The following is a 16,148-nucleotide window of genomic DNA, read 5'->3' on the forward strand; positions in this document are numbered from 1 at the left end:
TACAAGCCGGCCCTTCTACTGCATCAATGTATACCGGATACTCAAACCGAAATTGGTATTGGTGGTAGGATAGGAAAGAGAGAGATAAGGAGTATCGACTTTCCGGTCGTAAAATAGCCTTAAATTCAGCCGGTTATTAAACGTATAGTCCGCGGATACTTTGATAGACATCACTTTTTCCCCTGCCGTCAACTGATCTACATTTTCGGTTATTCTTCGGATGATGGTATTGTTTTTCCGGATACTGAAATCGAACTGTACATTGATATCGTTGTTCAACTGCTTACTTTTTAGGAAGATAGGAAGATTTCCAAACCGGTATCCCAGTCCCAAAACGATCTCGTTGCCAGAGGTTTCCGACAACTGAGCGTTTACCAGGCTCAGGCTCACATCCCGGCGACGGTTGATATCCCAATGGGTGGTCAGATTGTTGGCCCACACCATATCCATGCTGATCAGAGGATTGAATTGTTCGTTGATCGAAACCAGATTCACATCGAACAGTGACATCCAATTGTCTTGCAGATCCCGGGCATCTTCGGCATATTTCAGATTAGAGGCAAACGAGCCGATATTGTATTTACAGATATAATTGTGGTTGACACTGATCGATTTGAATACTTTTTTCATAAAGGCGAAATCGATCAAACCGGTATACACCACCCTCCAATTCGAAGTCAGGTTAACCCGCAATTTCTTTATCGGCTCGAACAAAGCCCTCACATAAACCGTACGGGAAGCATTCATCAGGAAAGGATTATTTTGGGTCGAATCGGTGGTTATCCATCCTTTCCCGGCCGCCTTCAACCCGAAATTCTCATCCTGACCGCCGAACAGGAACTTAAACCCGGGAGCGGAACTTCCGTTATAGCTCTGTTGTCCGAGCCAGCGGGCTTCCGGCAGGAAACCGGGTAATGTCGTCCCTTTATCTTCCGAATACCCGACACTCAGCGTCTTGAATCCGGTCAATATCCCTACAAAAAAACGGGCAACCGCATTTCCCACCCCGGCATGCGGAGTTTCCGTTCCGGTCACGAGCAACTTACCTCCTTCCAGAGTCTCGGAAGAATTGATCCGGATCTTGTTCCTACCGACCGACTCATATCCCAATTTGATATTTTTTCCATCGGCAGCCGTCAAGCGGGCTTGTATATCGCCGGTCTTCAACCGATGCCGTACAACGACCGGTTTTCCTTTTTGTACTTTATCCATTCCGGTTTCGAACTTCACGTTCTTCCCTCGCTGTTTCCGGGGCGGCCGTATCATTTCTCTCAAAAACTTAGACTTATTGTAAAGTGATGTCAACGATAAATCTCCGTTCATCTGCAAAGCACTCGCATTCCGGATCACATTCCCCAGATTCGTCGAATCGGCTGTCACCGCAGCTGCCTGCCAATCGTATCGGGTCGAATAGCCTAGCTGCAAAGAGGTCCAGTCCAAAAATGGTAACTTATTGACCGGTACGGTATATTGGACCGAAAAGTCATGATTATAATTTACCGGACGCCCACCGTCGAGGATATTGTTCCATACGGTATCTTTCCATTGCTGATAACGTTCGGGGTCCCTCTGCCGGTCGACGATCCCCTCCGGCTCATCGATACGTGCCTGTGTCGTCGCATGAAAATCGACCACCAGATTCCGGGTCAGATTAAATTTAAAGGCATAATCCCGGGTCCACATAAAATCCTTATCATAAGTAGGTTCGATCAATAAATTCGGATTATCCAGATTCTTCGATTTCACCTCCCGGTAATTCCGGGTAATATCCGGAGTAATCGAAAACATCGAAGGCATATAATAAAAATTAAAGTCTTTGATCAACCGCAAATATTTCGAATTCAATGTCTTGGATTTCGATTTTTTGAAAGGCTCCACTATTGGAGGCATCCCGTTGTAGATATAACTGATCAGTCCCCGGTAATTTTTTTCCAGGTCTCTTTCCAGGTTGACATTACGGGCAAAGGATTTATTATAAGAATAAGTCAGAGACAGATTCGACCAATCGAAAAAATGCGATTTACCGTCTTTACTTTCTATCCCTACGTTCGTAAAATTAAGGCTTTTGCGCATCACATAATCTTCCGCATTACGTTTGATCGAATCGCGCAAATGCCGGTTCGCTGCATTATCCAGGGCTACCTCCAAAGGGATATCCGAATCGAGGGGATCGTATTCCGGTAAAGTCGATTGTCGCGAATAAGCATAATACATCGGAATCCTCAACCGCCACCTTTCCGGAAAGAACTTACCGAATTCGACACTGGTAGAAAAATCGATCGAACGGAAATCCTCCCTTTCGATCTCAGCAGCATGCTGCTCGATACTGCCAAACCCGGGAGTCATCCGGCTACCGGCAAAACTGATCGTCGCCACATCGGCTAATTTTGCCGTAATCCGATTCATGTGCCGAAAGCGGTATTTTGATCTGATACCATTTGATCTCCTCGGTTGATCCATTAGGCAATTCGACACTAGAGGTCGTTATGTTGGTGATAAAATTTTCGCCGACTTTCATTTTCTCCGGCCGGAGTTCCAGGTGATAGCGGAAAAAAGCTTCTGTCTCATTCAGGGTATTGTCTCCGTTGATATCTTCCACATCAGGCAAGGTGGTGGCTGCTGTCGGATAAGATTCGGGCGACATATCGGCTGTCGGTGAGTTACCCTCCGTCCCGTTATACTGTTTATAGCGCTCCAATACAGGTGTTTCCAAAGCATCGTAATCCGATCCCCGGAAGAAATGATAATTATCCCCCGCCGGATCGTTCCAGGCCTCCCGGTATACTTTCGAATTTTCTCCGAAAGTCCGGCGCAAGGTCTCCAGATAAGCTGCGTAAAATATCCGCTCATCTTCATCGTTCATCCCGTCCAGCCCCACATCCTGATACCGCCGGGCCTGGCTGTTATTATCGAATCCATTGGTTATCGACTGTACACCCGGCACTCGTCCCCAGCGGGTGGTATCCACATGACGGATATCCGGTCCGGCAGGCAGTCCATTTTCAAAAGCTTTCCGGCCGTCTTTCAAAATATCCTCCGACACATTACCTAAATCGAAATATACATCTCCGCCTTTGTGCCGATTGTCATATACAAAAGGATCCATCAGCCAGATTTCGATATACTGCACGTTGGCTGTTTCGAAATCACTGGTAGTGATACTCCGCATCATTCCTCCCCACCGTTTCTCCGGATTACGCAGTTTACCGTCCCGGCCGACATCGGTCGTAAAGTTGTAGGGACCTTTTTCCGTCGGATAGTAAGCCACCGAGAGGGCAGGAATAATATTCACATCCCCGACAGCCAGATCCTTATCCGGGAACAATTCCGTCTGCCGGATTTCGCGGACAAAATGGTTAGAACGTTGTTCCTTGTCGGCCCGGATATGGGAAGGAGTCGCCGTCGACATGCGGTAAAAAATAGGATCGACAATATACCAGGCCAATTTTGCCCGGTTGTAGCCGTAATCCAGACTATCCGACTTGCCTTCCGGAAACAGATTATCCTGAGGGGTAGAAGCCAGTTTCCATTGCGTTATCCCTTTCATATCCAACGAAATCTTACTTCCTTCGAAATCGTCCAGGTAAGCGTTTCCACCGGCTCCACGGGCTGTACCCGGCTGAAACCTGGCGAACTCGGTGTCTATCGTCAGGTGGGATTTCGCTTTGGTATGTACAAAAGGTAATTTGTCGATCAGAGTGGTCAGAAAACCGGACTCGGTATTATAAGTAGCGTTCAACCCCCAAATGGTATTCGATAAAGGTTCTTCTCCCAGATTCACTTTATGGGTCAACGGCTTTTCGCTCATATGCATTACCGTTGCTCCGATATTCAGTTTATCGTTGAATTTATAGTCGAGATGTGTCCCGACCAGCGTTTTGGTTTGCATGCCGAACATCGAACGGTTTTCACTTTTAATCGTAATCGGTGTACCGGCTTCCAGCAATGACTGGTTCATAATCTTCAGAGTCCCCATCGTATAATCGACCACATAATCGATATTCTCTGTCAACTCCACCCCACCGGCAAGTACTTTCACCGAGCCCTGAGCGATGTCCTGTCCTCCCAGGGAGATCTCGGAAGAGGACGACGATTTGTAACTTCCTTTCAGATAAAACTTATTCTTCTCGGCATTCTGTTCCGCTTCGCTTTGTGTCTTTTCGTACAAGTCTTTATAAACGTACTGACCAGCGACTCCCGGACGATTGATTTTCTTTTCCAGCCACCCGCCGAATGGTTCCAGTACGGGAAAAACGATCCTCCCTTTATTGGAATAGACCGTTATCCCCTCGATATAATCGAAACGCCCGTCCGGAATCGCGTCCAACTGGGTATTCAGCCGGTCGAGATTCATCACAGACAATAAAATCTTATTATCGATATCTCCGGCCGGCAGATAATTCACCTTCGTTCCGGCCTTATCATTCTGGTACAAAATGTCTAACACAAAATCCTCGGCACTCAGATTATAGGAACCGATATTATAGACATTCTTCATCATCAAATCCCAGGTCGGCATTTTAGGGCTCTGTGTCGTACTTCTCAACATCTTCACCACCAAGGTCGAAGGTGCAGCCGGGGCATTGGAGGTCAGTTCTCCCACTGTATGGATTTCCCCTCTCACCGTATATTCATAAGCGACCGCCAATACCTCATCCGCATTCAAGGCCGCATTCAGGGAGATATATCCCAGTTTTTCATTCAGGATATATTCGGAAGGATCCAGCAAACGGGCATTTTCCAATTTTTCATAATCCTTGCCGGAATTGAAACCGGTACCGATCTGGGATAAAATACCGGAAACCTGATTGATATCCCGGATTCCTGCATAGCGATCCACCATGGTCTGATACAGCCGATTGCTCTGATTATCGGGATATACCTGCCCGGGAACGGCGGGAAACAAACCGGCATCGAACATCGGATTGGACGGATCCCCGACATTATTTTCAGCCAAACCCGTAAATGCAACGATATTCCGGGCCCGGTCGAAACGGGAACTTTTATTGGTTACCCATACTTCAATTTTAGTGATCACCACCCCACTATTCACTACGGGCAAGTTTTGTAAGGCGGCATCGTACTGATCCCGGAAAAAACGCGACAGGAAAAAGTGTTTATTAGCTTCATACCTCAAAGCAGATACTTCAAAATCCTGTTTTTCAGCTCCTTTCTCCAATTGAATCACTTTAGATTCCCCCTTCTGTTGCGAAAAAATACTCGACATGGACAATTTACCGAACTGCAGGTCCGTCCGGAATCCCCAAAGATTCTGTCCACCCGAAATCAGCGTTCCGGTTAAAGGTAAAGAGACATTTCCCGCCTCCACCTTTTTCACGATATCGTCTTCCTTCCCTTCGTAGTTCAGTTTCAGGATATTGTCATAATCGAAAGTAGCCTCTGTATTGTACGACCAATCGAGATTGACCAAATCACCGATATTACCGCCGATATTGAATTGTATCTTCTCGTCGAAATCCAGCGAAGTCGTTTTGCGCATATCGATAGGCAAAGTCGGATTATCGACTTTATTCGTTTTGACCCCCAAGGTCAGTTCTACCGATCCCTGTACCTCGATCCGGATTTTGTTGATACCGAAAATCGGACTCAGAATTTTGTCTAAAAATTGTATATCGGAAACCAGACTCTTGAAATCGTACTTATTCCCTTCCTGAATCTGCCTCCGGTTGTATTCGTACAACGACATTTTCGAACGGGCTTTCAGCAGATCCTGCAAGGTTTCCATAAAAGGGCGGTTGTAATAATACTTTCCGCCGATCAGGCTGGCTACGACATAACGCTTGGTCAGCGGATCATAGATAATGGTATCTTTTATATTGGACGGTTGCCTGAGAAACAATGCCGACGATGGAATAGTCTGCCGGATTTCATTGTCCCGGATCTCCCGGATCGGAAATTGCAGGGTATCGGAAACGGTCCCGGCAACCCGCCCGGAAAAAATAGGCTCCTCCGATTCTCCCGCAGGATAACCGAAAACAAAAACCATCTGAGTTATTATCAAAAATAATAACAAGATATACCGCATACACACACACATTGTTTGCAAACCGATTCACACTAATGATTTGCAACACATTTATTTATAATTGCTTCAGTGCTTGTTTAATCAGCTCCTCGACGCTGGTGACACCTCCACCGGCCACAATTTTATCCAATACTTTATTGGCCTGAGCCTTCACAAACCCAAGCATCACCAAAGCAGCCAAAGCTTCTTCTTTTATGGCCACCGAAGCGCCGAAGTTCATCTCTTCGGCACTACCTGTCACCGCTATTTTATCTTTCAATTCGATAATCACCCGCTGGGCCGTCTTCAGCCCGATTCCCTTCACACTCTTGATTGCATTTACATTCTCTGTCAGGATGGCTCCGGCAATTTCTTTTACCGTCATCGAACTCAACATAACACTAGCCGTATTCGCTCCGATCCCGGAAACCGAAATCAGCTGCCGGAAAACCGTTCTTTCCTCTTTATTGAAAAAGCCGTATAACAAGAGTGCATCTTCCCGGACAATCTGATGAATATATAAGGAAACCTGCTGCAAAGCTACAATCTGAGAATAGGTATTCACCGAAATATTAATATAATACCCCACTCCGCCGCATTCGATCACCGCGTAAGCAGGCGTCGCCTCCACCAGAAGGCCTTTTATATATTCATACATTTTTTAAGTCTTTAATTAAAACCTATGATTTTCCGCACCTCACGGATAGTCTTATCGGCACTGGCACGCGCTTTTTCCGCCCCTTCCCGGGCCACTTTATCCATATATTCTGTATCGGCGGCATAGGCCAGGATTCTCTCCCGGATAGGAGACGTAAAATTCACAATATCCTCGGCTAACTGTTTCTTCAAATCACCATAGCGAATTTCACAGGCATTGTATTTCTCATTGAAATAATCGTAAGTATCTGCAGAAGATACAATCTTCAGCATGGTAAACAGATTAGCGATAGCTTCGGGCTTTTCGCTATTGGGCTGCGTAGGACCGCTATCGGTCACCGCTTTCATCACTTTCTTACGGATAGTAGCGGCATCGTCGATCAGATAAATAGCATTTCCTTCGGATTTTCCCATCTTTCCGGATCCATCCAACCCCGGCACTTTAATCGCATCTCCCCCGAAGGAATAGGACTGTGGCTCCGGGAAAAATTCTACCCCATAGATGGTATTGAAACGCCGTGCAAATTTCCGGGCCATCTCCATATTCTGCTCCTGGTCCTTTCCTACCGGTACTTTATCAGCCCGGTGAATCAGAATATCGGCAGCCATCAAAGTCGGATAAGTCAACAGTCCGGCATTCACATTCTCCGGTTGTTTCCGGGCTTTTTCCTTGAAAGAAGTCACCCGCTGCAATTCTCCCAAATAAGCGTTCATGTTCAGGTAGAGGTATAGTTCCAGTACTTCTTTTACATCACTCTGTACATAGATCGCTGCCTTTTCGGGATCGATCCCACATGCCAAATACTCGGATAAAATCTTCCGTACATTGGCAGTCACGTCGCCCGGATGGGGATGAGTCGTCAAAGAATGCCAATCGGCAATGAAAAAAAAGCATTTATATTCATCCTGTAAACGCAGAAAATTTTTTACCGCTCCGAAATAGTTCCCTAAATGTAAATTTCCCGTGGGTCTGATCCCGCTAACAACAATCTCCATTTGAATCACTTATTAAAAAATAGACAAAACGAACTTATCTCTCTACCCCCTACAATCAACGGATTTTATAAGTTCCATCCTGCAAAGATAAGCTTTTATTCAAAATCGCTGAAACGGTTTTTCATGAAAATTAGAATTTAACAATTATCATACTTCCGAAGCAAAAAAGGAGGTGATTAAAAAAAATTAAAAAAAGTTACTTTTATAAGCTTTTTTTATTACATTTGAAACGCAAAATTGCAACTATTTTATAAAACTAAATTTTTCTACAAACAATGGAAGGATACGAAAGAAAAGAAGGAATGGACAATGATCGGGAAGAGATTTATTCCAAGGCAGTGAGAGCAGGGAAAAGAACCTATTTTTTCGACGTGAAATCAACTCGTAACAATGATTATTACCTGACAATCACAGAAAGTAAGAAGAGATTTGATAACGACGGGAATCAAAATTTCGAGAAGCATAAAATCTTTCTGTACAAAGAAGATTTTGAAAAGTTTGCTGAAGGTTTAGATGAAGTCGTTGCTTATATCCAGGCCGCCATCGGCGGAGAAGCTCCCAAAGCAGCCTACACCGACCCCCAAAAAGAAGAATTCGACGTCGATTTCGATCAGATTTAAAAAATATCACTTTTTATAAAAACCGCTTGTCGTAACAGGCGGTTTTTTTATTCTCCAATGAGATCGCGGACCACTACCGAAGCGATAAAGCACCCGAAGATAGGCGGCATATAAGAGATGGTCCCTACATTGGACTTCTTATTCCGACTCTCTGCCAGGACGATAGCCTCCGGATCGGTAAATTCCGACGAAAAAACCACCTTCACCCCTTTGTAAACCCCCAGTTTATGCAAGCGTTTACGCAACATACGCGCCAGATTGCAATTATAACTTTTCGAAATGTCCGCCACTGCAATTTTCGAAGGATCCAGTTTTCCCCCCGACCCCATCGAACTGACGACAGGCAAGCCCAATTGCAGACTATGATAAATCAGGAATATCTTCGGCGCCAAGGTATCGATAGCATCCACGATATAGTCGTATCGGGCCATTTTCAATACCTCGATCATCCGGTCATCCCGGATAAAATCGTTAATCACATGCAATTTAATCTCCGGATTGATATTCCGGAACCGCCCGGCCATAATCTCCGCCTTGGCTTTTCCCAGATTACAATCCAAAGCCGGCAATTGCCTGTTCTTGTTGGTCAGTTCCACCACATCCCCATCGATAATCGTCATTTCGCCTATCCCGGCCCGGCACAACTGTTCGGCAGCATATGCTCCCACCCCTCCTAAACCGGCGACCAAAACATGAGCCTGCTGCAATTTCTCCAACCTTTCTTTCCCGAGTAACAATTCCGTACGACTCAACCATTCAGGCATAATATAAAATTTCAAAGTATAACATTACAATTTAAACAACCGATCGAAATTCATCCGGACAATATGCTGCAATTCTTCCACAGCGATCCCCCTCCGACGGGCGACTTGCCCATAGACCTCCCCGATCGTAAAATCCGAATTATCCGTTTCGATCAGCAACCGGTCTGCCGGAATTTCAGGTAATACCCGATACACCTGCGACTCTTCGTTCATGGCATGCCTTCCGGCGGAAATATAAAATCCATGCCGCAACAAATCCATCAAGATCTCCCGCCGGTTATTGAATCCGTGCATAATCCATTTCTGATGTGACCGGCATTTCTTATAGGCAGTAATCAATTCCGGGATCGCCCTCACCCCATGAACAATCAACGGCAACCCATACTGTCCTGCAATTTCCGCCTGCCGTTCAAACAGCTTCAACTGCACTTCCACCGGAGCAAGCGCATTCCGGTCCACCCCCGCTTCCCCGACAGCCACAATCTTCCCCTCTGCTGCCGCCAGTTCTATCTTCTGCAACCTTTCCTCCACCCTATCATCGATATACATGGGATGAATTCCCAAAGAAAAGTAAACCGCCCCCTGCCCGGGCATAATCACATTTCCCAGACAAGGATCGACAATATTCACCCCCTCTCCCGGCCGATGTGTATGTACGTTAATCCAATCTTGTGGCATAAGCATCCTTTTACAACCACAAATATACACCATTCCTCCGGATAATCAATCCCCCGCTTTCTGTCAAGCCACACTCCTCCCGCCCCCGAAGGGGCACGTCCTGAGTCTCCCGGGATCCGTCCTAAAGTCACCCCCTAAGTCAATTCTTCTAAAATGGTTTCCGCATCCGCCAATTCTTCTTCCCCCCTTCCCATCTTCCTCAACTCCTCCAGCATCCTTCCGGCCCGCTCCACACATTCCTCCTCCTCCACATAATAATAACAGCAGGCCAGCAATTTCACACTCTCCGCCGAAACGGCCAGGCGATCCAAATTCCGACCAACCACATCCAGCACCTCCTGCAACATCCCCTCATCCCGCGTCACCTCACAGGCATCCAGCAGTGCCAAAAGCAATGCCGGATCCGAAATATCCAGTCTCTGCCTCGCCATCGAACACACGCTCTCCAGAGCATTTTTCACCCTCCGGGCCTCCTCCATCCGTTCCGCCTCCACCCGGCATTCTCCGTACTCCCGGCAAAGCCGCAAAATTTCTTGTACCAACTGTTTCATATTATTAATCAACATCATTAATATCGCGCAATCACCTGATTGTATATCAAGACTTTCACTATTTCCCGATACACTCATACACGAACCCTTGTTCTTTCAGCTCTCCTGCATCATAAATATTCCGCCCATCGATCAGGATACACTGCTTCATCAGTTTCTTCAGTACATTCCAGCCGGGCAAGCGAAATTCCTTCCATTCCGTCAGCAACAAAAGTGCATCTGCATCTACCACGGCATCATACATATCCCTGGCGTATTCCACCCGGTCACCCACTCTGCGCCGGCACTCCGGCATAGCTATAGGATCATACACCCGTACCTTTGCTCCGGCCCGGGTCAGCAAACCGATCATCACCAAAGCCGTAGCTTCACGCATATCGTCCGTCTCAGGCTTGAAAGCCAGACCCCAGATTGCTATGGTTTTTCCCGACAGATCCGGATAATATTTCGCCAACTTATGAAATAAAACCGTTTTCTGGGTCTCGTTCACCTCTTCCACAGCCTCCAATACCCGCATCCGATAACCATTCTTTTCCGCCGTTTTTATCAATGCTTTTACGTCTTTCGGGAAACAGGAACCGCCATACCCACAGCCCGGATAAAGGAACTTACTGCCAATCCGGCTATCCGCCCCGATCCCCTTCCGTACCATATTCACATCAGCACCGACCAGCTCACACAAATTAGCGATATCGTTCATAAAACTGATCCGCGTTGCCAGCATCGAATTGGCCGCATACTTGATCATCTCTGCCGACGGGATATCCGTGAAAATCAAACGGTAGTTATTCATCATAAAAGGCTTGTAAAGCTTCTCCATCAGCCGCCGTGCCTCTTCCGACTCCACACCGACCACCACACGGTCCGGTTTCATGAAATCGTCCACGGCATTCCCCTCCTTCAGAAACTCCGGATTCGAAGCCACATCAAAACTCACTTCTACTCCACGCTTATCCAACTCTTCCTGAATTACCGCCTTTACTTTCCGGGCCGTTCCGACAGGTACCGTACTTTTGGTTACGACCAAAATATATTTATTTATTCCCCGTCCGATTGTATGGGCCACCTCCAGCACATATTTCAGATCGGCACTCCCATCCTCGTCAGGGGGAGTCCCAACGGCACTGAAAACCACTTCCACTTCATCCAACACCTCTGCCAGATCGGTAGTAAACCTCAGACGTCCTGCCTGAAAATTCCGGTGTACCATATCCTCCAGGCCCGGCTCATAAATCGGAATGATCCCTTTTTTCAGGCTCTCTATCTTCTCTTCCATCACATCCACACAAGTCACGTTCACCCCCATCTCAGCAAAACAGGTGCCTGTCACCAGACCGACATAACCCGTGCCTACTATTGCTATATTCATAACACGATTGATTTAAATGAAAAATCCCTTACCGGAAAAACAGTAAGGGAAAACTGGTATATAAACAAAACTATTCAGATCAAAAATGAAGCAACTACTCCAAATGATAATACGACTTAAACCAGGCCACGGTCTCCCTGACGCCTTCCCGGATGTCTTTCGAAGGTTTATACCCCATATCACGCTGTAAAGCCGAAGTATCGGCATTCGTCTGATACACATCTCCCGGCTGCATAGGCAGATATTCTTTCACAGCTTCCTTTTCGCAGGCCGCCTCTACCGCCGCGATAAAATCCATCAGCCGTACCGGCTCCGAATTGCCGATATTGTAGATCCGGTAAGGTGCCGAAGAGCAGGCCGGATCGGGACACTCCGCATTCCAGGCCGGATCGGGTTCGGCCACCCGGTCGATACAACGGATTACACCCTCCGCAATATCGTCGATATACGTAAAATCCCGAAGCATATCCCCCTGATTGAACACTTTAACCGGCCGGTCATGCAAAATGGCATCTGCAAACAGGAAAGGGCTCATATCCGGACGACCCCAGGGACCGTAAACCGTAAAGAAGCGCAAACCCGTCACCGGGATTCCATACAGATGACTATAGGCATGTGCCATCAGCTCATTACTCTTCTTCGAAGCCGCATACAAACTTACCGGATGCGCGATACTATCCTTTTCAGAAAACGGAACCTTCCCGTTCAACCCGTACACACTGCTCGAACTGGCAAACACCAGATGTTCCACCCGGTTCCAGCGACAACGCTCCAACACATTGAAAAATCCGTCGATATTACTCTCAATATAAGCCCGGGGATTCGTAATCGAATACCGCACGCCCGCCTGAGCCGCCAAATGGCAAACCCGGCCGAACCGCTCATTCACGAACAGCATCTCCATAGCCTGACTGTCCTCCAGATTCATACGGATAAACCGGTAGGCCGGCCACTTCCGGCTCTGCACCAGTTTATACCACCCCACCTCTTCCTTCACAATACCGCACTCTGCAAGCCTTCCGTATTTCAACTCCACCTCATAATAATCGTTGATATTATCCAACCCCACCACCTCGTCTCCCCGTTCCAGCAGACGCTGCACGACATAAGACCCGATAAACCCGGCTGCGCCGGTGACCAGTATTTTCATAAAATTTATTTCAGTAATATTATAGAGGAATATCAAATCATTTCCCCTATTTATTCAATTTTTCAGCCAATTCACGTGCCTCAAGAATATTATCCTCTATAGAACAATAAGTCCAACTCCCATATCTACCTATAGAATATATATCATTCTTTTCTAAAATTTCTTTATATTCTTCCACTGTTTCTACACTCTTTTTATTTATGTGAACATAAGCAGGATTCATTAAAACAGCCTCATAGTCTACTAATTTTTGGGTAGTAATAATTCCCATTTTTCTTAAATCACTTAGTATTCGATCCAAATAAAGCCCTTCTTTCAGCATTTCCTGTTTTTGTGAAAAACCAATCTCAACATATAGTGACATCCGGTCTGTATTCATTATATTATCGTAATACCCAATACGATAAAAAATGAATTCCTTTTCAGGCACATATACCCAACTGTTCAGCTTATCATTACCTTTTGAGTCAAAACCTAAATTAAATACTAAAACTTTATTACAAGAAAAAACATCATCAGGATATACTAACTTACAAATGTCTAACAATTGGGGAAATGGTAATGTCGAAACTAAACGGTCATACTTTATTTCCCTCCGGTTAGTAATAGCAACTTTCCGTTCTACATCTACAAATTGCAAAACTTCATTCAAAGACAATTTATCCTGATCTATATTTTTCAATAATGAATAAACATATTCAATTGCTCCTCCCCGGGGATAAGTAAAAAAATGGTTATAGGAAGAATTATCATGAGAACGAAAATTCAATATAATATCTTCCTTATCAGCCTTGGGAAAAAAACGTCCCATAGCATTTACATCCAAAACATCCAAATCACAGGCATAAAGTTTTTCATTATAAGGAATGAGAAATTTTTCTGCAATAGATTTACCCAGATTAGCATAGACCATCTCTTTAAAAGTAGAATAACTATGTTTCCCGGCAGTAAACAAATCATAAAGACATTCGATCAATTCCTCTTTTTCCAATTGATGAATATTTTTTTGAAAAGGAAAATCGATATACTTTCCTTTATAATATATCTGAGTGTGTTTCTCTACCGATAAAAGAGAACTTGCAGAAATATTCTTACAAATATACTTCTCTAACTCAGGGTGCTGAAAATGAAAAAAATGTCCGGAATAATCCCAAACAAATCCATTCCTTTTAATTGTTTTGCAATACCCTCCTGGTTCACTTTCTTTTTCAACTATAAAAAAGTCGTTTTCTATAAAATTAGCATAACTGAGACCCGAAATCCCTGCTCCTATAATCAAATCCATAATTATCTGTATTTAAGAAAACCATTAACCGCCCAATGCATAAAATAATAAATACTTCTCAACAGCCCTAACTTCTCAACTTTATAATAAACCATAAATTGCGGCTTCATAACCTTTTTCTTGTTGCCAGTAGTACTGGTTGAGAATACACGATAAGAAGCCAATACCTCCGGATTTCCATAAGCATAATCAATCCTTTTCAACAGAGTCAACCAAAAAACGAAATCATCACGCATACTTCTCAATGTTTCATCAAAATAAACTTCTCCGGTTTTCTTTTTATCAAACATAGCCGTAAGGCAAGAAATAGAACAAGTTTTCAGCAGTCCCTTATAATTTACTTTTTCCGGTACAATAAAAGGTTTTAGTATTTCCTTACCAACCTCATTAATACGTCTGTATGAAGCATATACTATACCAGCATCTTTTTCCCGTAAAAAACACAATTGTTTTTCCAAAAAAGTACAATCCAATACATCATCTGCATCCAGAAAACAAATATATTGTCCTTGAGAGTGACGTAACCCATTATTACGAGCTGCAGCCGATCCTGCATTAACCTGCCGATATAACTTAATCCGCCCATCTTTTTGACTATATTCTTCAACAATTAGCGGACTATGGTCCTTCGAACCATCATCCACAATTATCATCTCCCAATCATTATAAGTCTGCCCAATCACAGATTCTATCGTTTGGACAATATACTTTTCTCCATTATACATAGGAGTAACAATGGATATTAAATCTTTTACAACCATCAATAATGTATTTTTATAAGAAAATAAAAGAAACTTCTATTAAGATATTCTTATCTGTTATTTCAAATATTAAGAATATCTTTTACCGATACGCCAAGGCAAGTAGCTATTAACATAAGCAATAGTAATCAAATATATCACCAAAACACTCAATGCTTCTACAATTCCATATACAAATGCCTATCCCCTTCCTTCCATATTAAATCAACACTATCATTTCGCATATCCCTTGATTTTATTCCTCTTCAAATAACCATCAATTCATTTCGTAATTCAAGCGGTGTTTTTACATAAGAAATACCCCAAAATTCCTCAACAATCTTTTTCTGTTCAGGAGTTATCAACCGTATATCAGAATCAAAATAACTACATACTTCCTCCAACTCACTTTGATATGTATTTTCATTATCTTCTGTACAAGAGGATAATACATGTTTCTCAACTATTTTATTCTTATAACAAGACTCTACTTTCTGTCTAAAAATATAATGTGGTTTACCTAAATAAATACAATATCCAACATGAGTACCCAGATTATTAGAAATCGTATAATCTGCCAATTCGATTATACTCCGCTGACGGGACAAAAAATTCAAATCAAAACGATGACCAGAAGTTACAATTTTATACCCCTTTTCAATATAGTTGGCTACCAATGTTGTATTTAATGCATCGGTCCAATACAAAGAAATCAATACACTATCATAATCAACTTTTATTCTTTCTATTTCAGCAATAAAATCATTTATATTATAACTTGAATCAGCTCCAATTATCCCATGTGAGGGGAATACCAATAAAACTTTACCTAACTCACTCTTCAATTTCCGGAACTGTTCATCAGTCAGTAATGGACTAGCGTAATGAATATAAGGACCAATAGGTATTATTGTCTTATTTATATTTCCTTCTTTCAAATGCTTAATTCTTCTTGGACCATAAGTTACGATCGAATTTACCGGATAAATCCGATCATCTTTTCTAACTAAATTCCCAAAAAATACTCCATGTTCAATAGAAGCATTCAAACTTCTGCTTACATTCAATCCTGCATATTTTTTTAGAGTATAAGACAATCCATAAAGATTATTATCTATAACCAAATCAGTAGGAGCATAAGGAATTGGCTTTATGAGATTTTTGTAATCAAAAATAGTCAAGTTCTTATTTTCAGCTATAATCTGTTGAAACCGATAACTATTTTTCAAGCTATAAAACTCATTTATCAACGTAAGAACAAATCTGTTTTTTATTGCTAATCTTCTAAGAGAGTGATTCATATTAAAATATAA

The 16,148-nt window shown here is 43.7% G+C and carries 13 protein-coding genes; 1 reads left to right on the plus strand and 12 read right to left on the minus strand.

Translation table 11 applies throughout. The features are described from left to right. Nucleotides 1-15: 15 nt before the first annotated feature. The 4 genes from sov (AC5RDS_RS07920) to trpS all read right to left on the minus strand — a co-directional run bounded on the left by sov (AC5RDS_RS07920) (nt 16) and on the right by trpS (nt 7,678). Nucleotides 16-2,406, minus strand: coding sequence for a T9SS outer membrane translocon Sov/SprA (gene sov, locus AC5RDS_RS07920; protein ID WP_272054605.1), 2,391 nt, complete (start codon nt 2,404-2,406; stop codon nt 16-18). Beyond that, nucleotides 2,351-6,007, minus strand: coding sequence for a T9SS outer membrane translocon Sov/SprA (sov, locus tag AC5RDS_RS07925; RefSeq protein ID WP_494222288.1), 3,657 nt, complete (start codon nt 6,005-6,007; stop codon nt 2,351-2,353). The genes sov (AC5RDS_RS07920) and sov (AC5RDS_RS07925) overlap by 56 nt, the downstream gene beginning before the upstream one ends. Before the next feature lie 94 nt (nt 6,008-6,101). Further along, nucleotides 6,102-6,683 carry a Holliday junction branch migration protein RuvA gene (ruvA, locus tag AC5RDS_RS07930; protein WP_022159617.1) on the minus strand — a complete coding sequence of 194 codons (582 nt, stop codon included), beginning with the start codon at nt 6,681-6,683 and terminating at the stop codon, nt 6,102-6,104. Between the two features lie 11 nt (nt 6,684-6,694). Continuing rightward, complete coding sequence (trpS, locus tag AC5RDS_RS07935; protein WP_013610498.1) at nt 6,695-7,678, minus strand: tryptophan--tRNA ligase; 984 nt, start codon at nt 7,676-7,678, stop codon at nt 6,695-6,697. A gap of 275 nt (nt 7,679-7,953) precedes the next feature. Between trpS and AC5RDS_RS07940 the strand changes: the two genes are divergently transcribed. Further along, nucleotides 7,954-8,298 carry a DUF3276 family protein gene (locus tag AC5RDS_RS07940; protein ID WP_013610497.1) on the plus strand — a complete coding sequence of 115 codons (345 nt, stop codon included), beginning with the start codon at nt 7,954-7,956 and terminating at the stop codon, nt 8,296-8,298. 47 nt (nt 8,299-8,345) lie between these two features. Here AC5RDS_RS07940 and AC5RDS_RS07945 read toward each other — a convergent pair whose 3' ends face one another. From AC5RDS_RS07945 to AC5RDS_RS07980, 8 genes are all read right to left on the minus strand, one after another. Next, nucleotides 8,346-9,062: a tRNA threonylcarbamoyladenosine dehydratase gene (locus AC5RDS_RS07945; RefSeq protein ID WP_013610496.1), complete on the minus strand. Its 717-nt coding sequence runs from the start codon at nt 9,060-9,062 to the stop codon at nt 8,346-8,348. Between the two features lie 24 nt (nt 9,063-9,086). Beyond that, entirely contained in the window at nt 9,087-9,740 is a 654-nt protein-coding gene (locus AC5RDS_RS07950; RefSeq protein WP_191835227.1) for a TatD family hydrolase, read from the minus strand. A 134-nt stretch (nt 9,741-9,874) separates the two neighbouring features. Beyond that, nucleotides 9,875-10,291 (minus strand): hypothetical protein, encoded by a 417-nt coding sequence (locus AC5RDS_RS07955; protein ID WP_272054610.1) that lies wholly within the window; start codon nt 10,289-10,291, stop codon nt 9,875-9,877. Between the two features lie 58 nt (nt 10,292-10,349). Continuing rightward, nucleotides 10,350-11,660: a UDP-glucose dehydrogenase family protein gene (locus tag AC5RDS_RS07960; protein ID WP_306446080.1), complete on the minus strand. Its 1,311-nt coding sequence runs from the start codon at nt 11,658-11,660 to the stop codon at nt 10,350-10,352. Between the two features lie 94 nt (nt 11,661-11,754). Then, nucleotides 11,755-12,810 (minus strand): NAD-dependent epimerase, encoded by a 1,056-nt coding sequence (locus tag AC5RDS_RS07965; RefSeq protein ID WP_494222289.1) that lies wholly within the window; start codon nt 12,808-12,810, stop codon nt 11,755-11,757. Nucleotides 12,811-12,856: 46 nt separating this feature from the next. Further along, nucleotides 12,857-14,095 carry a protoporphyrinogen/coproporphyrinogen oxidase gene (locus AC5RDS_RS07970; RefSeq protein ID WP_013610491.1) on the minus strand — a complete coding sequence of 413 codons (1,239 nt, stop codon included), beginning with the start codon at nt 14,093-14,095 and terminating at the stop codon, nt 12,857-12,859. A gap of 2 nt (nt 14,096-14,097) precedes the next feature. Then, nucleotides 14,098-14,856, minus strand: coding sequence for a glycosyltransferase family 2 protein (locus AC5RDS_RS07975; RefSeq protein ID WP_013610490.1), 759 nt, complete (start codon nt 14,854-14,856; stop codon nt 14,098-14,100). 245 nt (nt 14,857-15,101) lie between these two features. After that, the gene (locus AC5RDS_RS07980; protein ID WP_013610489.1) at nt 15,102-16,136 is read right to left on the minus strand and encodes a hypothetical protein; all 1,035 of its coding nucleotides are present in this window, start codon (nt 16,134-16,136) and stop codon (nt 15,102-15,104) included. Between the last annotated feature and the right edge of the window lie 12 nt (nt 16,137-16,148).

It is taken from the genome of Odoribacter sp., assembly GCF_985060555.1.